This is a genomic window from Paenibacillus mucilaginosus 3016 (genome assembly GCF_000250655.1).
GTDB lineage: Bacteria > Bacillota > Bacilli > Paenibacillales > NBRC-103111 > Paenibacillus_G > Paenibacillus_G mucilaginosus.
In genome coordinates this window covers 6,348,987-6,369,079 of sequence record NC_016935.1, presented here as the reverse complement: position 1 = coordinate 6,369,079, position 20,093 = coordinate 6,348,987, and the positions used below count along the sequence as shown (strand labels likewise).

The 20,093-nt window shown below is 61.5% G+C and carries 14 protein-coding genes; 8 read left to right on the top strand and 6 right to left on the bottom strand.

Annotated elements, in window-relative coordinates:
* Nucleotides 1–5: 5 nt before the first annotated feature.
* On the bottom strand, nucleotides 6–1,289 hold the full coding sequence (locus tag PM3016_RS26100) for a stalk domain-containing protein (protein ID WP_014371514.1): 1,284 nt from the start codon (nucleotides 1,287–1,289) through the stop codon (nucleotides 6–8).
* 178 nt (nucleotides 1,290–1,467) lie between these two features.
* Complete coding sequence (locus tag PM3016_RS26095) at nucleotides 1,468–2,937, bottom strand: aminotransferase class I/II-fold pyridoxal phosphate-dependent enzyme (RefSeq protein ID WP_014652238.1); 1,470 nt, start codon at nucleotides 2,935–2,937, stop codon at nucleotides 1,468–1,470.
* A 279-nt stretch (nucleotides 2,938–3,216) separates the two neighbouring features.
* On the opposite strand from PM3016_RS26095, the gene PM3016_RS26090 reads away from it, so the two are divergent.
* Nucleotides 3,217–4,395 carry an MFS transporter gene (locus PM3016_RS26090; RefSeq protein WP_013917649.1) on the top strand — a complete coding sequence of 393 codons (1,179 nt, stop codon included), beginning with the start codon at nucleotides 3,217–3,219 and terminating at the stop codon, nucleotides 4,393–4,395.
* Nucleotides 4,396–4,678: 283 nt separating this feature from the next.
* Here the strand turns inward: PM3016_RS26090 and PM3016_RS26085 are convergent, their stop codons facing one another.
* Nucleotides 4,679–5,242 (bottom strand): GNAT family N-acetyltransferase, encoded by a 564-nt coding sequence (locus PM3016_RS26085; protein WP_014371512.1) that lies wholly within the window; start codon nucleotides 5,240–5,242, stop codon nucleotides 4,679–4,681.
* Between the two features lie 5 nt (nucleotides 5,243–5,247).
* The gene (locus PM3016_RS26080; RefSeq protein WP_014371511.1) at nucleotides 5,248–5,940 is read right to left on the bottom strand and encodes a TetR/AcrR family transcriptional regulator; all 693 of its coding nucleotides are present in this window, start codon (nucleotides 5,938–5,940) and stop codon (nucleotides 5,248–5,250) included.
* 384 nt (nucleotides 5,941–6,324) lie between these two features.
* Between PM3016_RS26080 and PM3016_RS26075 the strand changes: the two genes are divergently transcribed.
* From PM3016_RS26075 to PM3016_RS26050, 6 genes are all read left to right on the top strand, one after another.
* Nucleotides 6,325–7,971, top strand: coding sequence for an extracellular solute-binding protein (locus tag PM3016_RS26075; protein ID WP_014371510.1), 1,647 nt, complete (start codon nucleotides 6,325–6,327; stop codon nucleotides 7,969–7,971).
* A gap of 120 nt (nucleotides 7,972–8,091) precedes the next feature.
* On the top strand, nucleotides 8,092–9,054 hold the full coding sequence (locus PM3016_RS26070; protein ID WP_014371509.1) for an ABC transporter permease: 963 nt from the start codon (nucleotides 8,092–8,094) through the stop codon (nucleotides 9,052–9,054).
* A 27-nt stretch (nucleotides 9,055–9,081) separates the two neighbouring features.
* Nucleotides 9,082–9,963, top strand: a complete 882-nt coding sequence (locus tag PM3016_RS26065; RefSeq protein ID WP_013917643.1) for a carbohydrate ABC transporter permease — start codon at nucleotides 9,082–9,084, stop codon at nucleotides 9,961–9,963.
* 185 nt (nucleotides 9,964–10,148) lie between these two features.
* The gene (locus PM3016_RS26060) at nucleotides 10,149–12,644 is read left to right on the top strand and encodes an AraC family transcriptional regulator (protein ID WP_014371508.1); all 2,496 of its coding nucleotides are present in this window, start codon (nucleotides 10,149–10,151) and stop codon (nucleotides 12,642–12,644) included.
* Between the two features lie 118 nt (nucleotides 12,645–12,762).
* Nucleotides 12,763–14,025 (top strand): rhamnogalacturonan lyase family protein, encoded by a 1,263-nt coding sequence (locus PM3016_RS26055; protein ID WP_014371507.1) that lies wholly within the window; start codon nucleotides 12,763–12,765, stop codon nucleotides 14,023–14,025.
* Nucleotides 14,026–14,211: 186 nt separating this feature from the next.
* Nucleotides 14,212–15,231, top strand: a complete 1,020-nt coding sequence (locus PM3016_RS26050) for a GDSL-type esterase/lipase family protein (protein WP_051044999.1) — start codon at nucleotides 14,212–14,214, stop codon at nucleotides 15,229–15,231.
* Nucleotides 15,232–16,549: 1,318 nt separating this feature from the next.
* Here PM3016_RS26050 and PM3016_RS26045 read toward each other — a convergent pair.
* Both PM3016_RS26045 and PM3016_RS26040 read right to left on the bottom strand, forming a co-directional pair.
* The gene (locus tag PM3016_RS26045) at nucleotides 16,550–17,284 is read right to left on the bottom strand and encodes a hypothetical protein (protein ID WP_014371505.1); all 735 of its coding nucleotides are present in this window, start codon (nucleotides 17,282–17,284) and stop codon (nucleotides 16,550–16,552) included.
* Between the two features lie 112 nt (nucleotides 17,285–17,396).
* Nucleotides 17,397–18,062, bottom strand: a complete 666-nt coding sequence (locus PM3016_RS26040) for a DUF1054 domain-containing protein (RefSeq protein WP_081484345.1) — start codon at nucleotides 18,060–18,062, stop codon at nucleotides 17,397–17,399.
* Nucleotides 18,063–18,503: 441 nt separating this feature from the next.
* Here PM3016_RS26040 and PM3016_RS26035 point away from each other — a divergent pair, with 441 nt between their 5' ends.
* Complete coding sequence (locus tag PM3016_RS26035) at nucleotides 18,504–19,409, top strand: stalk domain-containing protein (RefSeq protein WP_014371503.1); 906 nt, start codon at nucleotides 18,504–18,506, stop codon at nucleotides 19,407–19,409.
* Nucleotides 19,410–20,093 lie beyond the last annotated feature (684 nt).

Sequence of the window (20,093 nt, the reverse complement as noted above, 5' to 3'; positions counted from 1 at the left end):
GCGGCTTAAGGCGAAAGCGGCCGCGCCGGCGCCGGCAGGTGATCTTCGGTCAGCAGCCAGCCGGCCGGAAGCTCCGGCAGCGGCCGCCCCAGCGCCGCCCCTAGCCTGGTGCGCAGGACTGGGTCGAGCGGCAGGCGGCTGATCAGCGCTTCGTCGACGGCAAGCTCCGCTTCGCGCTCCGCGGAGCTCAGGAACAGCCGGATGCCGTGTTCGTACAGGGGAGAATCGGGATCCGTGAGATCCTTGAAGCTTCCGGTACGTATACGGGCATCGGGCTCTTCGGCATGCCCTGATTCCGGGATCCGGTAGGTGAAGCCTTCGGAGCCAAGCTGCTCCATCACCAGATCGGGGCCGTCCATGCGGCCGGAGACCAGCTTCAGGGCCAGCTTGGCGTCCGCTGCGCTGGCGAAAGGGGCGCGCGGGGACAGCTCCACCGTCCCGTCCGTCCAGGCCGCCTCATAGCCGAACTGCTCCGCTGCGGGGCGCAGAGGGACGTACAGCTCGCCGCAGAGCAGGAAGGGCTCCTCGGAGGACGGCACTTCCGTGCCGTCGAACACGATCCGGATGCCGGGAAAGAAAGGAACGCCGGACGCCGCAGCATGTTCATCTTCCGGAAGGGCGGCGCTCCCTGTCGTAGAAATGGCCGCACCGGTGCTGCGGAAGCTCACCGTGTGCTCCTCCGGCAGCCAGTCGGCGGCCAGCCCGAAAGCACCGCGGTAGAAGGAAAGCGGCAAATAAAGCGAGTGATCGTAGATCACCGGCATGCCTTCTGTAGGGAGCGGTCCTTTTTCACCATGGATGCGTACGTCGGGCCTGTAGTACAGGTGCCACGCCGGCTCGGGATGACCTGCGGCGGAGGCGGGCTGGTGAAGGCCTGCCGGTGCCGGTCCGCCGGGAGAGGGGGCCGTCTTCATATCAAAGATCGAAATACGGTGAAGGAGTCCGCCCGAGCGGTGCGAGTAAAACAAATACCGGTCACCGGTGGCCGCAGAAGCTCCGCACTGGTCGCTGTCAAGCGCCGTCAAGACGGTCCGGGGAGCCTGGCCTTTAAAGGGGGGACTCTCCGGAGCCAGGGTGAGCTGGCGCATCGGACTGCCGCCGTAATAGACTTTCCGGTCCGAGATCACTTCGGCCGTGAAGACGGCGTCGGCGTCCATATACTCCTGCAGGGGAGCAGGGAATTCGCCTCTTGAACAGGCGTAGGCTGAATCCGGAGGAAGCGGCTGCACCGCGGCGAGCAGGCTGCTGAAGAGGAGGAGGATACGAATGGGGCGGGAGGGGAGCTTCATATGGACTCCTTTCTGGCGCAGGCGCTGACTGGACCGCCTGCGGAAGGCTGTTTGCTTACCAGACGGGACCCGCCTCTTCAGGGTTGCGCCTGCTCGCTGCTGCAGCTCACAAAAAAACAGCACCCGCCTCCCGTTCCTTGAACGGAAAAGCGGATGCTGCAGGGATAGAACATCAGGCTTAGAAAATCGCCGGCGTCTCCACAATCACTTTGACGAATTCGATGCTGCGGTCCTCGGGCCCCTTGACCGGGAGGCCGACTTCGACATGCTCCGTGATGTAGTCGATAAGCTCCTGGGAGATGACCTCGCCCGGAAGCAGGATCGGAATTCCCGGCGGGTAGACATAGATGAATTCCGCGATGATGCGGTCGGCGGATTCCTTGAACGGGATGATCTCCGTATCGCCATAGAACGCGTCGCGCGGCGTCAGCGTCAGCTGCGGGATCTTCGGATTCTTGATCACGAGCTCGTTCGCCTGGCGGATGTTGTAGTTCTCCTCGGACAGGCGGCGCAGCGCGGTGAGCAGCGACTCGACGTTGTCGCGCGTATCGCCCGGCGTGATGAGGCAGAGGATGTTGTACATATCGCTGAGCTCGACCTCGATGTTGAACTCGTCGCGCAGCCAGTTCTCGACGTCATAGCCCGTGATGCCGAGGTGGCGGACGTGGATGTTCACCTTCGTCGGATCGAAGTCGAAGGTGGCCTCGGAGCCGAGGATGTCCTCCCCGAAGCAGTACAGCCCCGGAATGCGGTTGATCTCCGTGCGCGCGTAGTTCGCGAGCTCGATCGCCCGGTCGGCCATGGCCCGTCCGTTCAGCGCCAGATGGCGGCGGGCCGTATCGAGTGAGCCGAGCAGGATGTAGGACGTCGAGGTCGTCGTCAGCATGGAGATGATCGTCTTCGCGCGGCGCACGCTGACGCGGGTACCCTTGATGTTGAGCACGGAGCTCTGCGTCATCGAGCCGCCGAGCTTGTGTACGGACGTGGCGGCCATATCGGCGCCCGCTTCCATCGCGGACATCGGCAGCTTCTCGTTGAAGTGGATGAGCACGCCGTGCGCTTCGTCGACAAGCACCGGAATGTTGTAGCCGTGCACGATCTCGACGATCTCCTTGAGGTTCGCGCAGACGCCGTAATAGGTCGGGTTGATGACCAGCACGGCCTTCGCGTCCGGATGGCGGTCGAGCGCCCGCTTTACCGAGCTGGTCGTGACGCCGTGCTCGATGCCGAGGTTCTCGTCGCGGACCGGCTTCAGGAAGACGGGCTTCGCCCCGGCGAAGATGATGGCGGCCATGACGGATTTATGCACGTTGCGCGGAACGATGATCTTGTCGCCCTGCGAGCAGACGGTGAGGATCATGGTCATGATCGCGCCGCTCGTGCCCTGGACGGAGAAGAACGTATGATCCGCCCCGAAGGCTTCGGCGGCAAGCTGCTGCGACTCCTCGATGACGCCGGTCGGCTGATGCAGGTCGTCAAGCGGTGCTATATTAATCAGGTCGATGGACAGCGCGTTGTCGCCGATAAACTCCCGAAATTCCGGGTCCATGCCGACACCTTTCTTATGTCCTGGAATGTGAAACTGTACCGGGTTGCGTCCGGCATGCTCCTTCAGTGCGGTGAACAGGGGAGTTTTCGTTTGATCCACGGTCATCCCTACCCTTCGTGTGCGAAATTTGTTGGAAAAAAGCAAACAAACTGAGTATAGCAAAATAGGACGAGGATGCAAGCAGTTTTCAGAAATCGTTAAAAAACCTTTGAACGGGCACAAGGTTTGTCGATTTTGTTAATCTTCGGGCAGCGCGTTTCATTCGCTTCTCAAGATATGGTACGATAACAGGGACCCCGCACCTGTTTTTGGCATCGGCCGGCGCTGCGGAGGTCATGACCCTATACCTATCCTCCTTTGAAGGGAACCTGCACACATATGAATAAACAGCTGGGTGTCGTCATGATTCTTCTGATGACGATTTTTATCGGTTTTGGCATTATCATCCCCGTCCTGCCGGATGCCATTACCGGGTCGGGCGCCGGGAGCTTCCACCTCGGGCTGCTGCTCTCGGTGTACTCGCTCGCCTCTTTCCTCATGTCGCCCTTCTGGGGCGCGCTGTCGGACCGGGTGGGCCGGCGTCCGCTGATCATGACCGGGGCGTTCGGATTCAGCCTGTCCTTCTTCCTGTTCGGCATCGCAGGGGACAACCTCGTGCTGATGTATCTCTCGCGGATTCTCGGCGGCCTGTTCTCCGGCGCGGCTACGGCCTGCGCGGTGGCGTACGTCGCGGACATCACCACGGAGGAGAACCGGACGAAGGGCATGGGGGCGGTCGGGATGTCGATCGGCCTCGGCTTCATCTTCGGTCCGGCGTTCGGCGGACTGCTGAGCGGCTTCGGCACGGAGGTTCCGTTCTTCGCAGCCTCCGCGCTTGCCTTTGCGACCTTCATCTTCGCCTTCTTCATGCTGCCGGAGTCGCTGACCGAGGACAAGCGACGCAAGCCGCAGGAGCCGAAGGTATCGCGCTGGAAGGCTTTCGACGGGCCGCTGAAGTACCTGTACGTGCTCTCGTTCTTCGTCTCGTTCTCCCTGGCGGGGCTCGAGGCGACGCTCCTGCTCTTCCAGCGGGATAAGATCGGCGCGGACGCGCAGCAGCTCGGCATCATGTTCGCCGTCAGCGGCATCGTAGGCGCCCTGATCCAGGGCGGCGTCGTGCGCCGTCTGATCAAGAGAGGACAGGAGTCCATGGTGATCGGCATCGGACTGGTGCTGTCGGCGATCGGCTTCGTGCTCATTCTGTTCTCGACGTCCCTGCTGACCGCGTCGATCTACTTAAGCGTCTTCGCGGCGGGCAACGCGCTGATCCGCCCCTGCGTCACCTCGCTCATCACGCAGAAGACGAAGGTCGGGCAGGGGGTGGCCTCCGGCCTCAGCTCGTCGATGGACAGCCTCGGGCGCATCACCGGCCCGCTGCTCGGCGCCGGCGTGTACGACTACAGCCACAGCCTGCCGTTCTACTCCGGCGCCCTGATGTCGGCCGCCGCCGTGTTCCTGCTCTTCCGCTTTGTTGCGGCGGACCGTATCGAAGGCGGACGTCTGCGCCAGACGGCCTAGCGCTTCCGCAGGCCGAGCTTCTTGCACCGGGGGAGCGTGCAGTCCTGCTGCTCCTCTGCAGTCATGCCCCAAAAGGCTGCCCCGCACCGGATTCGTCCGGTCGCGGGGCAGCCTTTTGGGGTTGTCAGGTGTCGGCGGATGAGAGACCCGACAAAAACGCAGGGGAGGCGGCGCGGGGTGCAAGCCGGAACGCACTTCCGTACGGTACCAGATCGGAGAGCGCATGGACTCTTGCATCCGGCCCCAAGTGCCAGGCGGCCCGGCCTGCCGGGCGACAGGCCAGCTACCCGGCCGCGCTCCGCCGCTCCCGCCACTCCTCCGCGGTGATCGCGTAGATGCGGTGGTCCTCCCAGACGCCGGCGATCCGCAGGTACCGCTCCGCCAGGCCCTCGAAGCGCATGCCGTTCTTCTCGGCCACGCGCTGCGAGCCCAGGTTGTGCGGCATGATGCCGGCCTGCACCCGGTGCAGGTTCGCATGCTCGAACGCGAACTTCAGGGTCAGCCCGACCGCCTCGGTCATCAGGCCCCGGCCGTTCCACCTCTCGGCGAGCATATAGCCGAGGTTGGCGTTCTGCCATGCCCCCCGCACGATGCATGAGAGGCGGACTCTGCCGATCAGCTCGTCGTCCGGCGTGAAGATGCCGAAGGAGAAGCTGCCGCCCTGCTCCTGTTCGGCGAGCGAGTGGGATATATATTCTTTGACGGCTTCACGGGTATAAGAAGCTTCGTCCTGCACGGGCTCGAACGGCTGGAAGAAGCCGCGGTTCTCCGTTTTGAGACGCCACAAGGCCTCGGCATCCGAATGAAGCAGAATGCGGGTATAGACCGCTTGTCCCTGCATGAGCATGGCGGTCACTCCTCTCCCCGGGGAACGGACGGCCCGGCGGACAGCCCGTTCATGATGAAGTTGACACAAATCTCAAGCTCCTCTTCCTCATTCCAGTCCAGCTCGGGAAACAGCATGAAACGGGTCATAAGGAATCCGACCACGACGGAGACGGTCAGCCGGACCACGGTGAAGGCCGGGAGGGCGATGAGCTGGCCCTGGGCCTGGAAGTGGTGAATCGCTTTTTCGACCCGGACATACACTTCCCTCATCAGCACCGCCTTGAATTCCTCGCGAAGCTCGGTCTGGAAGGGAATCTCCTGCAGGAGGATGCGGATGACCGGCAGGTGGCGGCGCACGAATTCGAGCCGGTTGCGGACGAGCGCCCGCAGGAAGTCGTCGTAGCCCGCATACGAAGCCTCAAGCACGGGCGTGAAGTCGCGGAGCACGAACGGGGCGACGAGCTTGGCCATGGTAGGGCCGATGATGGACAGAAGGAGGTCCTTCTTTGTCTTGTAATGGCGGAAGATCGTGCCTTCCGCGACCCCGGCCTTCTGCGCGATCTCGCTCGTGGAAGCGGCGGAGTAGCCCTTCTCCGCAAAGATCTCGACGGCCGCCTGCACGATTCTGCGCTGTTTATTCGTCATCGCTTTGCCGGACTCCCCAAGCTCCAGCAGCTGCTGCAGCCAGGCGTCCTCTGTTGACGGTTCGGTTGACATGGGCGACACCTTCCTTCTTGCTGCTCTGATGCTCATAATCTATAGTATAAAACAAATCGAACCGCGAGTGTGAGTAACCACTCAGGCGGATCGATTATCCGGACGTGCCCGGGAATGAAAAGGTATTCATTTTTATTTAAACGTTTCAATGCTAAAAATAAGCGGTGGACTGAAGAACGGATAGCCCGGATTCTCGAATCTGTAAGGTGTCTCTGAAGAATTCGCAGTTCACAGGAAAGCCTGTACCGGCGTATGATGCAGCCATGACATCAGGAGAAAAGCGGGAGGACTTCCGCTGCAGCTGCGTGTAAGCGTTTTAGAAGAAGATGACAGGCGGGCGGCAAGACACTGGAGAAGCGCATCGAACAAGGGGAGGTTACACGGATGAACAAGAAGAACGGGAAACGGCAGCGGCGCAGAAACCTCAAGGCGGGTGCGGCGGCGGCAGCGGCTCTGGCCGTACTGACGGCGGGATGCTCGGGCGGGAGTCCGGAGGCAGGCGGTGCGGCATCCCAGGGAAGCGGCAAGGAGCCGGCCAAGCTGACGAATGTGACGTACTGGACCGGCATGGCGACACAGGTGGCCGCCACGATGAAGAGCTACAATGAGATCGCCATGTACAAAGAACTCGAGAAGCGAACGGGCGTGAAGGTTGATTTTCAGCATCCGCCGCAGGGGCAGGAGAAGGATCAGTTCAACCTCATGATCACGGGCGGCAAGCTGCCGGATGTCATCGAGCATTATTTCATCAATGATTATCCCGGAGGTCCCGAGAAGGCGATCAAGGACGGCAAGATCATCAAGCTCAACGAGTATATCGACAAGTACGCCCCGAACCTGAAGAAGGTGCTCGACGCCAATCCCGAGATGAAAAAGCAGGTCACCACCGACGAAGGCAGCATCTGGGGCTTCCCGTTCCTGCGGGGGGATAAAGCGCTTCAGGTATACCAAGGGCTTGCGATCCGCAAGGATTGGCTCGATAAGCTGGGTCTTCAGATCCCGACGACCATCGACGAGCTCTACACCGTGCTCAAAGCGTTCAAGGAGAAGGATCCGAACGGCAACGGCAAGGCGGACGAGATCCCGTATCTCATGCGCGCCTTTACGCCGGCCACCGGTGAATTGAACTCGTCTGCCGCGATCCTGGGGGCCTACGGCATCTCCTACGGCTTCCATCACGAGAACGGACAGGTGAAGTACGGGCCGGTCGAGCCGGGGTACAAGGAATACCTGACGCTCATGAACAAGTGGTACAAGGAGGGGCTCCTCGACAAGGATTTTGCGGCGACGGACAACAAGCTGCTCGATGCGAAGATCACGGGGAACCAGCTCGGCGTGACCGTCATGAACACAGGCGGCGGGATCGGCAAATACATGAATCTCATGAAGGGGAAGGATCCGAACTTCAAGCTTGTCGCAATTCCGTATCCCGTGCTGAAGAAAGGGGATAAGCAGCTTTGGGGGCAGATCGATTTTATTTTTAACGGCAAGGCGGCCTCCATCTCCTCCTCCAACAAGAATATCGAGGAAACGGTGAAATGGCTCGATTACGGCTATTCCGAGGAAGGGCACATGCTGATGAATTTCGGCATCGAGGGCGTCAGCTACAAGATGGAGAACGGCTATCCGAAGTTTACCGATCTCGTTATGAAGAACCCGAACGGGCTGCCGGTGCAGCAGGCGATGGCCCAGTATGCACGCTCTTCCTGGGACGGCATGTTCGTGCAGGATAAGCGGTACCTGGAGCAGTACGCCGAGCTGCCGGAGCAGAAGGAGTCGCTGAAGGTGTGGGCGGAGCCGACGAACGAGCGCCGGATGCCCCTGGTCACGCCGAACCGCGAGGAGAGCGGCAAGTACGCGTCGATCATGAGCGACATCAACACGTACCGTGACGAGATGTACAGCAAGTTCATCATGGGCGTGGAGCCGCTGGAGAACTTCGACAAGTACGTGCAGACGCTGAAGGGCATGGGGCTGGAGGAAGCGGTCAAAATCCAGCAGGCGGCGCTCGAGCGGTATAACAAGCGGTAATAGGCTCAGGATGATGTTTGAGACATGGAAAGATGCAAAAGGGTGCGGTGAAATACGGGGGCAGGCCGCCGGGGCGATCCTGGCGTCTCCCGCGAGCCGCACACGGGAGGAGGGGAAGGGATGGCAATGATGGAAGAGAAGCTGGCCCGCGCGGGCAGGGCCCGTACCAAAGACAGCCTTCTCCGGCGAATGGGCAGGGACCTGCGGCGCAACCGGGTCATCTATCTGATGGCACTGCCGGTACTGCTGTATTACGGGGTGTTTGAGTATGGACCCATGTATGGTCTGCAGATCGCCTTCAAGGACTACAGCCTTGGGGACGGGATTCTCGGCAGTCCTTGGGTGGGATTCAAGCATTTTCAGGAATTCTTCGAGTCGTTCTACTTCTGGCGTCTCATCCGCAATACGCTGCTGCTGAGCCTGTATGATCTTCTGTTCGGCTTCCCGGCGGCGATCGGGCTGGCCCTGCTGCTTAATGAGCTCCGGGTGCAGTGGTTCAAGCGGACGATCCAGACGGTGACGTATCTGCCCCACTTCATCTCGATTGTCGTGGTGGTGGGGATGATGGTCGACTTCCTGGCGCGCGACGGTGTCGTGAACCAGCTCCTGATGCTGTTCGGCATGCCGGAGACGGCCTATATGCGTGAGCCGGATTGGTTCCGCTTCCTCTATGTGGCTTCGGGAATCTGGAAGGAAGTGGGCTGGGGATCGATCATCTATCTGGCGGCGCTGGCCGCGATCGATCCGACCCTGTACGAGGCGGCGAAGGTCGACGGGGCGGGGAGGTGGAAGCAGGCGCTCCATATCACGATCCCGGGCATCATGCCCACCGTGATCATTCTGCTCATTCTCAAGATGGGAACGATGATGACCGTCGGCAGCGAAAAAATTCTGCTGATGTACACGCCGCTGACCTTCGAAACGGCCGATGTCATCTCGACGTTCGTCTACCGCAAGGGGATTCTCGAATCGAACTACAGCTACACGGCGGCCGTGGGCCTGTTCAATGCCGTGATCGCTTTCACGCTGCTCGTCGTCTCGAACAGCCTCTCGAAACGGCTGACGGACACGAAGCTGTGGTAGCTCCCGAAGATGAAGGAGGTGTGACTTATGCTGAACCGCCGGACCTGGGGCGAGCGGACGTTCGACGGCTCGAACGCGCTGTTCATGGTGCTCCTGAGCATCCTGACCCTGTATCCGTTCCTCTATGTGGCTTTCGCTTCACTGAGCGACCCGGCCTCGCTGATGCAGCACCGGGGGCTGCTCCTGATGCCCGAGGGCTTCTCGCTTGACGCCTACAAGGCGGTCTTCGACAACCCGATGATTCCCGCCGGGTACCGCAATACGCTGTTCTATGTCACGGCCGGCACGGCCATCAATCTCTTCATGACCTCGCTCGGCGCCTATGTGCTGTCGCGCAAGGGCCTGTATTTCCGTAATGCGATGATGTTCTTCATCGTCCTGACGATGTTCTTCCAGGGCGGCCTCATCCCGACCTACCTGCTCGTCAGCTCGCTCGGCATGATCGACACGCCTTGGGCGATGCTGCTGCCGGGTGCGATCTCGACCTGGAACCTCATCATTATGCGCACTTCGTTCCAGGCGGTGCCGGTGTCGCTCGAGGAGTCGGCGCGCATTGACGGGGCGAACGACTGGACGATTCTGTTCCGGGTCATTATCCCGCTGTCGCTGCCGGTGATCGCTGTCATGATCCTGTTCTACGGGGTCGGCCACTGGAACGCCTGGTTTGGGGCGATGCTCTACCTGCGCGACAGGGAGCTGTATCCGCTGCAGCTGGTGCTGCGCGAGATTCTCATCACGAACTCGACCGACAATATGACGACCGGCGCCTCCTCGCTGGATAAGATCCCGATCGGGGAGACGATCAAGTACGCGACGATCATTGTGGCGACGATTCCGATCCTGCTCTTGTACCCGTTCCTGCAAAAATATTTCGTCAAAGGCGTCATGATCGGCGCCATCAAGGAATAGCGCGGCATGGTTTGTGGGAGGGAAGGAAGGAATTCGGGGACAGGGCGCGAATAGGTTAAAGAAAGCGCTTGCGAAGCAAAATGTTTCGCAAGCGTTCCTGTCCGTAAGCGGCCTTGATCAAACGCGCGAGCGCCTCGTCCTTCAAGGAAGGACGGCCAAGCCGTTTATCCCTGGAGGTGCCCCCCATGATCCCGAAGCTGATCCGTCTTCCGTCTACCGTCTGGAACCGCAAGAGTGTGTTCCTCACCCTGCTCAGTTCCTACCTGCTGATCTTCCTGCTTCCCGTCACCATCGGAGTGGTCCTGTATTCCAAGGTCGAGGGCATGATGGTGGAGCACGCGGAGCGGGCCAATACGGCCCTGCTCGATCAGCTGCGGCAGACGCTGGACGTGAGGCTGCGGGAAGTGGAGCACGCGTCCCAGCGCATCACGCTGAACCCGAAACTGCAGGGGCTGCTCAACAGCGACGGATCGGAGGCCCCGGAGGACGCGTACAAGATGGTCGAATTCATGAAAGACCACCTGGCCCAGGACCGGGGAAGGGGCACGCTGATCAGCGATGCCTATTTGTATTTCGGACGGTCGGATACGATCCTGTCCTCCACCGCACGGACGGACTCCCGCACCTTCTTCGACCGGATCTACCCTGTGGAAGGGATGTCCTATGAGGACTGGACGCGGCAGGTGCTGGAGTCCTACCATTACCGTTCCTATCTGCCGGCCCGGCGGATCTCGTCCAGTGATGTAGGTTCGCGCAGCGTGCTGACCTACGTGCAGTCGCTGCCCCTGGTCGAGACGAAGGACATCAAGGGCGCTCTCGTGCTGCTGCTCGACGCGGCCCCGGTACGCGCCATGCTCTCCCAGGCGGCGGCGGGCGGGGGCCGCGTCTTCATCGTCAGCGAGGGCGGGGAGCTTGTGCTCTCCTCCAAGGAGGGGGAAGCCCCCGGCGGCGCTCTGCTCGAGCGACTCGGCGGGACGGCCGGACGCTTCGAGCAGACGGATGAGAGCGGGCGGGAGCACATCGTGACATACGCCCGTTCCGAGCAGACCTCTTGGCGGTATGTGCTTGTGCTCCCGAAGGACCTCGTGCTCCAAAGCCTGCAGACCTTGAAGGCCTGGGCGCTCGGGCTCCTGCTTCTGTGTCTGCTTGGCGGGGGACTGGCCGCCTACCGGATGGCCTACCGGAACTCCTCGCCGATCCGCGAGCTCGCGCGTTTTATCCGCACCAGCCGCGGGGCGGGAGGAACTCCCGGGGAGCCTCGGGACGATGAGCTCGGCGAGTTCGAGCTCATCCGCGAGACGATCGAGGTCAGCCGCGAAGAAGAGCGGCGGCTGCGCGACACGGTCGCGGGGCAGACGCCGGTGCTCCGGGCGAACTTCCTCCAGCGTCTGCTGCGCGGCGAGGTCGACCCGGAGGCCGTTACGCCGGAGTCGCTGCGGTTCATGCAGATGAGATTCGTCTCGGACCTCTTCGCCGTGCTCTACGTGCGCATCGGCGATATCCGGGAGTTCGGCGGGGACGCGTCGGAGCGGCAGTGGGCGCTCGTGCGCTTTATAGTCACGAACGTCTGCCGGGATCTGCTCGCGGGGGCCCACCATGGGTACACCGTGGAACTGGACCGCACGACGATGGGCGTAATCGTTAATTTCCGCAGGGAGGAGGTTCGTGAAGGGAGGGGAGCCGGCGCGGCGCAGGAAGGAGCTGGGTCGCAGAGGGCCTGCGGGGAAGGGGCGGGGCCTGCGGCAGGCTTCTTGTTCGCCTCGCTGGAGGATGACCTGCTCGAAGCCGCGGTGACGCTGCAGCATGTGATGCGCAGCCGGTTCAAGGTGCCGCTGACGCTCGGGATCAGCCGCATTCACGAAGGCCTCGGCCGGATCGGCGAATGCGCCCTGGAGGCGGCGAGGGCGGCGGATCACCGCATCGTGAGCGGCGCGGAGACCGTCATCCGCTTCGCCGACCTGCAGGGGGAGGCGCACCATTACCACTACCCGATCGAGCTGGAGGTCCAGCTTATGGGGGCCGTGAAGAGCGGGGATGCGGAGGGCGTGCAGCGGCTGCTGCAGAGCATCTATGCGCTGCATTTCGGCTCCCGCCGGATTACGCCGGAGATGGGGCGGTGCCTTTTTTTCAACATGGTCAGCACCCTGCTCAAAATCCTGAACGGCATGAGCCTGCAGCCGGCCGATATCTTCCCGGGCGACTTCGACCCGTTCCGCAAGCTGTCGCAGTGCGAGACGGCCGAGGAGATGCATGCGGAGATCTCCGGCCTGTTCCTGACCCTGTGCCGGTACATGAAAGCCCGCTCGAGCGACCACAGCCAGCTGCTGCTGCAGGCGATCCGCGACCACATTGAGGAGCGGTACGGGGACGGAGGGCTGAGCCTGACCTCCATGGCCGATACGTTCCACATTACGCCGCAGTACCTGTCCGCCTTCTTCAAGAAGCAGCAGGGCGAGAATCTGACGGATTACGTGGCGAAGGTGCGGGTCGGACATGCGCAGAGGCTGCTGAGGGACAAGCGGCTGACGGTAACCCAGATCGCGCATCAGGTGGGGTATGCCGCCGACATCGGACTGATCCGCGTGTTCAAGAAGGTCACGGGCACCACGCCGGGCAAGTACCGCGAGACGATGGAGGAGGAGGGGGCTGTTCCTCAAGATCATCGCACCGGGTCAAAATAATGCAAGCCCGAAAGGCAAGATCGTACCGTTGCCGTACAGCCGGGGCGGGAGCTATCATGGCTTCATATGTGCCCTGGAGCGGAAGGGATGCTCCGGAAGGCAGCAGGAGGAAACGAAGATGACCAACCCAAGCACTCCCCATTTGATAGCCAAGCTGGATATTCGTGCGGCAGGCCCCCGGTGCAGAATGCTGCTCGGCGACCTGGACGGCGACGGCCGGATGGAGCTGCTGCTCGTGCAGCCGGATGACCGCCAGGATGTGCGCTACCTTCCCCATCAGGTGCAGTGCCTGACCGCTTATGATCTCGACGGCCGTCTGCTTTGGCAGGCTGGCAGGCCGAGCGACACCGCCGGCGGACCGGGCTCGGATTACCCCGCGCAGATCTATGACCTCGACGGTGACGGCCGGCTGGAGGTGGTCTGCGTCATGGACGGGCGCCTGCAGGTGCTCGAGGGAGCCACCGGCCGCGTGAAGCGCACGGCCGAGCTGCCCGATCCGCATGCACATGACTGCATTATCATCGCGAATCTCACCGGCGGCCCGCGCGCCCGGGATCTCATCCTCAAGGACCGCTACCACCGGCTGTGGGCCCTGGATTCCGAGCTGCGTCTCTTGTGGACCTTCGAGGGCAACCCGGGGCATTATCCGTGGTGCCACGATCTGGACGGCGACGGCTTGGACGAGGTGATGGCGGGTTACGATCTGCTCGACGCCCAGGGACAGGTGCGGTGGAGCTGCCGGGACCTGGAAGACCATGCGGACTGCATCTGGGTCGGGGACGTCAACGGCGACGGGCACAAGGAGCTGGTGATCGGCGGCAGCGTGACCGTCATGTACGACCGGGAAGGAAGGGAGCTGTGGCGCTATACCGGCTCGATCGAGTCGCAGCACGTGGCGCTCGGCCGGTTTTGGCCGGATCTGCCGGGGCTTCAGGTGGCGGGACTCGACCGGATGGTGCGGGAGGACACAGGGAAGCGGCAAAAAGGGAAAGATGCCTTGTTCCTGCTCGATGCCGAGGGGAACGAAGTCTGGAAGGAAGACCGGACGACGGACGGGTGGCTGACGATTATCGAGACGCTGCACGGATGGGACGAGAGCGGCTTGGATTACATCCTTGCTTACCGCAGGGGCGGGGGCGTTTATCCGAGTCTCTATGACGGCCGCATGCAGGTCAGGGCGGCGTTCGATGCCGAAGGGTACGCGGCGCATGGCGATCTGCTCGGCACGGGCCGGACGCAGGTGATCATCTATGACGGGCAGACCGCTTCCGTCTATTCGAACCGGCCCGAGACCTTGACGGCGGCCGCACCCGGCATCCCTCTTCGGCAGCCCAAGCGGCTGTCCCATTCCACCTTGTACCCCGGCGGCGAAATCGAATAATTCCGCGAACCCGGTTGGATCGTTCCCGGGTGGAGCGGGTAATGAGGAATGAGAACCCGTCATCACCGAACCGGCAGCAGCGCGTTTTCTCACGGGCCATAATCCGAAGCGGCGGGACAACCCGGCAGAACCGGCATGCGGAGCGAGTCATCCCATGGGTTCTTCCTGCCCGGGAAGGGGAGAAGGATGATGAGGTACCAAAATGTGGAGCTGCATAACGTCGAAGCGGTGGTGCCGCTGGAGGGAGGCGGCGTCCGCCTCAGCCGGGTGCCGGAGCCGGTCCGGCTGGCGCTGAATCCGGCTGCCCGCGATGTGAGAGCCTATCATACCTGCGGCTGCGAGATCCGCTTCGTGCTGAAGGGAGAGGAGGCCCGCCTCACCCTGCGCAAGGGTGCCGGGCCGGCCGTCTCCAAGTCGGGGCAGGCGGAGGTCTACTTCGGCCCCTTCCAGGGCGTGTATCCTTGGGCAGCCGTTCATGTGGACGGGCAGGGCAGCGAGATCGTCGTGCGCCGGCCGGGGAATCTGGAACACCTGCAGCAGCTGGCCCGGGACGGCGGTATGGGCTTCGATCCGGCCGTCGTCCGGATCATCCTGCCCTACGACTGGATCTATGAGCTGGTGAGCATCGAAGGCGATCTGCTGCCGCCGGAACCCGGTCAGCTTCCCGCGCAGCGGCTGCTCTGTTACGGCTCTTCCATCACGCACGGGGGCGATTCCGTCCGGCCCGCCGGCACCTATGCGATGCGGACGGCCCGCCGGCTCGGGATGGACCTGATCCATCTCGGCTTTGCTGGAAGCGCTCACATGGAAGACGCCATGGCGCTGTACATTGCCTCCCGCGGCGATTGGCACCTTGCCGTTGTCGAGATGGGGATCAACGTCATCGGGGACTGGGAGGAGGAGCGCTTCGAGCGGCAGGTGCGCCGTTTTCTTACGATGCTGAGCACAGGCCTTCGGGACCGGAGGGTGCTCTGCACCGATCTCTTCCTGTGCCGGCACGATCTTGAGGGGCAGGAGAAGGCGGCGCGGTTCCGCGGGATCGTCCGCTCAGCCGCCGAGGCGCTGGGGCATCCGGGGGTGGTCTATGTCCCGGGCACGGAACTGCTGCCCGATGCCTCGCTGCTCAGCGCCGACCTGGTGCATCCTTCGGCGGAGGGGCATGAGGCGATTGCGGCCCGGCTGGGCGAGCGTCTGAGGCGCGGGTGAGCGCTCGGCAGTATCATTTTGAGCTCCGTTGTGCTTCGCACAAAGGTCGCTTACAAAATGATACTGCCGAGCTGGTAGGGGGCATGACAATCAAAATCGAAATGCCAGCTTGCCTTGCGGGGAACAACGGCATGCCAGTAGATGCGCTGAGCGCTCGGCTGTATCATCTTGCGCTCCGTTGTGCTTCGCACAAAGGTCGCTTACAAAATGATACAGCCTCGCTGGTAGGGGGAGCATGACAATCAAAATCGAAATGCAGCCTCAGCACGAAACCGAGGGGCAAGTCGGCAGCAGTAGGGCAGCAGCGGCTGACCGGTAGAGCACTGGCTAGTGGCTGCAGGCCATTGGCGGCGTCCTGAGGGGGCGGACCAATAGTGGCAGGCCAGTGGAGGCAGGTCCGAAAAGGCAGGATAGTGACGTGAAGTCGAGTCACACGAGCCAGCAGTGTTAGACCCGAGCCGCAAATTCGGAACCCCAAAGGGTTCCTTCGACGCACCATGTCCCGAGCTGCTGCATTGTTATGGAGATGCTTGTCGAGGATAGCTAAGGCAAGCTGATGATTAACGCTGGCGACCCAAGCGTAGTGGCACTAACGCGTTAGGAAATGAGACGTAATGGAGCGATTTCGGCAGCCTAATGTCGGAGGAATTCCTCTATGATCAAATAGCGGAACTATGGTTCTTTATTTGATTATTTCCCACCATTTCCCGAAGAATAGAGGAACTCAGATGCCTTATTCTTTGTTCAGCCTAGCATTTTGCGGGCTTCACAGAGCAATAGCGCATCTGAGTTCCTTTATTTCTATGGTGATGCTTCCAAACGCGGAAATAGCGCACCTGAGTTCCTCTATTTCTGAAACCCAGCAGCCACAAGGCAAAAATCGGCCCAACTGGCTGCCTGATGCTTGGCAGCGGTTGGGCAAGGGGAAGGGCCAAGGGCCTAAGAGCTAAACCAAGCCCAACAGGCTGCCCGGTGCCGTGGCAGCGGTTGGGCAAGGGGAAGGCCAAGGACCTAAAAACCAAACCAAGCCCAACAGGCTGCCCGGTGCCGTGGCAGCGGTTGGGCAAGGGGAAGGCCAAGGACCTAAAAACCAAACCAAGCCCAACAGGCTGCCTGATGCTTGGCAGCGGTTGGGCAAGGGGAAGGCCAAGGGCCCAAAAGGCCAAACCAAGCCCAACCGGCTGCCCTGCCCCGCGGGCAGGTGGGCAGCGGTTGGGCAACCCCCGCCCTTGCCCACGGGACAGGGGGCGCTGCACACCCAAAAGCCGTCCGGGGCTTAAAGCTCCGGACGGCTTTTGGGTGTGGGGAAAGCCCATGGTTACTGGGCTTTCTTGGGTTGAGCGTCGGCCGCTGGGGGCTTGCGGTCGACCATTTTTTCGATCCACGGGGTAATCTCTTCCTTGATCTTCGCCACGAGCTGCTCCTTCGACATGCCCTTGGCGGCGGCGATCTCGGTCAGCGACTTACCGGCGGCGAGCTGGGCTTTGAGCTCTTCCTCGGTGATGCCGAGGATGCCCGCAAGCTTATCGGGCGCCGGCAGCATGGCGTGCTTGCCGCCGTGATGCTTGCCGCGGGCCTCGTCGCCGGTGAACTTGCGGTTGACCATGAGGCTCAGATGCTCGCCCATGTGCTGCTTGATCTTCTCGGCTTTCTCGGAAGTCAGCCGGCCGGCGTCGACGGCCGCGTCGATCTGCTTGTTGCGCTCGGCCTGCAGCTTCGCGATGAGATCCGCTTCGGAGATGCCTTTCTCGGCAGCGAGCTGGACCAGGGTTTTATTCTTCAGCGCGGCCTTGAGGGCCGTCTTGTCCATCCCGAGTACGGCGGCCGCTTCCTCATAGAGCGGCATGCCGCGGCCTTCATGCTTGCCGCCGCGGGCCGGGCCTGCGGTATCCTTCCCCGCCTCGGAGCCGGCGGAGGGCTGTGCGGCGACGGCGGCGTCGGCCGGGTCGGCCGCCAGCGCCAGCTGGGTCTTGCCGATCACGGCACCGCCGCCCAGGAGAAGGGCAAGTGCAAGGGAGGTGGCGAGTGCTTTTTTGGCGTAAGAGCTGTTCATGGGACACCTTCCTTCTAAAGGGGCTTGTAGGTTTGGCAGTTCGTGCCATTTCCTAGGATATACAAGCAGGCTAAGGCTTATCTTAAAACAACCTTAGGCTTACCTAAATTTTTCATGAAAATACCGGAAGCTCGTCCGAAGTCGTGCCGGCACCGCGCACCGCCAGCTGGTACAGCGGCATCAGCGTGCGGAACGTTTCGCGCGCCGTGTCGAGGAACGCTTCGCCGCTGCCGAGCACCGGACTGCCGGCCGGGATATTGCGGCCGATGAGCAGCTCGGCCTTCTTGACGTCGCGGAACCGCTCGACCGCGCGGCGTACGCCCTCGTCACCGAGGTCGCCGAAGGCGTCGGCGTCTTTTTTCATATGGTCCGTAGAGAGCATGTAGTCCGCCGGAACTGCCGAGAGCACGGAATCCAGCTCATTCAAGTAGGTCCGGGCAATATTCGCCTTGTTCGGCAGCTCATAGATGAGCGCCAGCCATAGGAAGACCCTGTCGTCGAACAGGCCGATCTGGAAGTGGGGGAGCTGCTTGTAGCCGCGCTTCGAGCTGGAGAAGCTCATCCATGTATCGACAGGCGCATTGACCTTGCGCCGGGCATGCTTCGCAATATGCAGGTGCAGCTCCTCGCCCGCCTCGACGGACAGCTCCTGAAGCAGCGCTTCGCTGATCTCCCGGAACTTGGGCTGAATCCGGCTCTGGATCGCTTCCATGCGACCCTCCAGACCTTCGATGGAGAAAGTATCAAAATCATGTGGGGTAAAACCGCTAAACGTCATGGGGGTAAACTCCGTTTCTGTTAGATTCATCGCTGTCCAGCTGTCCGAGACAGAGGCTAAGTTACAATTAAGACTAATTCTAATATAGCACAACTGCGCCCCCTGTGCACCTGGCGCCAAGCCTCTGAGACGGAAAAGAGGATCTCAGCCCATCCCTAACAGGATGTTCCATCCCCAAACGACCTATCATCGGCAGGATTCGGCTTCCGGGTGTCGAATGGGTAACATGCGGATGGCACCTCAGCAGTACATAAGCCCCAAACCTGCCGCCATCGGCTATCCGCCGAGTGCCGTACGGTTGTTCTTTATAAAGAACCGACAAAAAGTGAACAAACCGGGCTCCCCTAACCGATAACATACTATAAAGATTTTGGATGCGCCGAAGATCGACAACTGAAAATCCCACGCAGGACTGACATTACGGAAAGGATCGAACGCAGTATGAAACGCATTCTACGAATTACCGCGGCCGGGCTTGCGCTCACCAGTGCCTTCACCGCCGGCGTCTATGCCGAAGACGTGCTTCAGAAAGTGGAGGCCTATCTGCGGCCGGACTTCAACATTGTGGTGGACGGCAAGGCCGTTCAGCTCAGTCAGCCCACGCTGGTATACCAGGACAAGAGCTATCTGCCGCTCGCGGAGCTTGCCCGTCTGCTCGGGGCCAACATCAACTGGCAGGGCGATACCCGCACGATCTATATCAACTCACGGATTAACGAGGAGCAGCCGGAGGAGACGGGGGATCCCGAATACCAGGCGATCCTCTGGGACAACCCTCAGGCGGTCAAGCTGAAGTACCTTGGTGCCGAGTATGTAGTACTGCAGACGAACGACAAGAACAATTACATGGCCGGCGTCTATTACCGCGAGAAGGATGTCAAGCGGATGGGCATCAACACGTCGGGCCTCAAAAAAGCCAAGGAGCGCTACTCCGACGAGGTATACATCCTGCAGAGCGAACTCGAGCAGCGGTGGCGTCAAACGCCGGAGCAGGTATATGTTCCCCACTCCGCATCGGGTACGGAATATCTGGTGACGGACGAGATCAACGCCGAGAAGCTCAAGATGCTGCGCGAGCACCTCAAAGCCACGCTTACCATGCAGTACGGGAAGAACTATTATTACAAAAAGCCCGTGATTCTCGACAAGCTGCAGGGAGCGGAAGACGAGTATGCCTATTATTACTTCGAAACCGTGCGCCTCGAGGAAGGCACGGTCATCAACCGCTATATGCGTGAAGTGCTGAGGCTCACGAAAAATCCGCAGACAACCGACGCGACCTATACGGTGAACATCATGCAGACCACGGATTTGAACTCGGAAGCGGACAAAAGAGAGAGCCAATAACCGGCGAATCTGGACGGAGAGGGGTGGCCGGTGCTCTTTGGCGGACCGCCCTCTACAAGGGAGGACTTCGGCTCCAGAGGTTAAAAAAGGAAGCAGGCCGCTCCCCGGAGACGGCCTGCTTTTGCGTTATCCCGTGTTTCACCGGGGAAAGGTCTGCCGGCAGCTCTACGAATTCGTCTTTCAACGGTTCGCCTTCACAATCTGCCAAGGAACCAGGCGGCCCGATGCGGTCGGTTGCGGCCCGTGGCCGTCTGAGACTGCCCCCTCATGGTTTTTGCCCCGGCGATCTGGAGCTGCCGCTGGAAGGGGAACGTCGATGCAGCCGCCGGGGGCAGCGGCGTGATGCCCTTCCGCCGGACGCCTCTCCCGGCATCCAAAGCTCTCCCACGCCGTATGACGGAGCCGTAGTCCGTCCGCAAGGAGGGCTCACAGCCGCCCTTCTCAGCCGGCACTCACCCCCTGGCCTGCCGATCCGGAGCCGCCGCTGGAAACGAGCCGAGGCTGTGCGGTCGAGCGCTGCCGCTGCCAGCCGCTTTTCCAGGCAAGTCCGGCGGTTTATCCCGCACAGCAGCCGCCGAAAACCGGTTTCCTAACGGCCGCCGTACACTGCCGCCTCACTGCCTCTTTCATACCGACCCGAAGCCGGGCGCTGACAGACAACGTGCCAAGGCCGCTGCGGTCGAA

Excerpts from the sequence above, each read along its gene's own strand:
- PM3016_RS26100 (WP_014371514.1), bottom strand. The coding sequence starts at position 1,289 with ATGAAGCTCCCCTCCCGCCCCATTCGTATCCTCCTCCTCTTCAGCAGC.
- PM3016_RS26090 (WP_013917649.1), top strand. The coding sequence starts at position 3,217 with ATGAATAAACAGCTGGGTGTCGTCATGATTCTTCTGATGACGATTTTT.
- PM3016_RS26085 (WP_014371512.1), bottom strand. The coding sequence starts at position 5,242 with ATGCTCATGCAGGGACAAGCGGTCTATACCCGCATTCTGCTTCATTCG.
- PM3016_RS26080 (WP_014371511.1), bottom strand. The coding sequence starts at position 5,940 with ATGTCAACCGAACCGTCAACAGAGGACGCCTGGCTGCAGCAGCTGCTG.
- PM3016_RS26075 (WP_014371510.1), top strand. The coding sequence starts at position 6,325 with ATGAACAAGAAGAACGGGAAACGGCAGCGGCGCAGAAACCTCAAGGCG.
- PM3016_RS26070 (WP_014371509.1), top strand. The coding sequence starts at position 8,092 with ATGGCAATGATGGAAGAGAAGCTGGCCCGCGCGGGCAGGGCCCGTACC.
- PM3016_RS26065 (WP_013917643.1), top strand. The coding sequence starts at position 9,082 with ATGCTGAACCGCCGGACCTGGGGCGAGCGGACGTTCGACGGCTCGAAC.
- PM3016_RS26060 (WP_014371508.1), top strand. The coding sequence starts at position 10,149 with ATGATCCCGAAGCTGATCCGTCTTCCGTCTACCGTCTGGAACCGCAAG.
- PM3016_RS26055 (WP_014371507.1), top strand. The coding sequence starts at position 12,763 with ATGACCAACCCAAGCACTCCCCATTTGATAGCCAAGCTGGATATTCGT.
- PM3016_RS26050 (WP_051044999.1), top strand. The coding sequence starts at position 14,212 with ATGATGAGGTACCAAAATGTGGAGCTGCATAACGTCGAAGCGGTGGTG.
- PM3016_RS26045 (WP_014371505.1), bottom strand. The coding sequence starts at position 17,284 with ATGAACAGCTCTTACGCCAAAAAAGCACTCGCCACCTCCCTTGCACTT.
- PM3016_RS26040 (WP_081484345.1), bottom strand. The coding sequence starts at position 18,062 with ATGACGTTTAGCGGTTTTACCCCACATGATTTTGATACTTTCTCCATC.
- PM3016_RS26035 (WP_014371503.1), top strand. The coding sequence starts at position 18,504 with ATGAAACGCATTCTACGAATTACCGCGGCCGGGCTTGCGCTCACCAGT.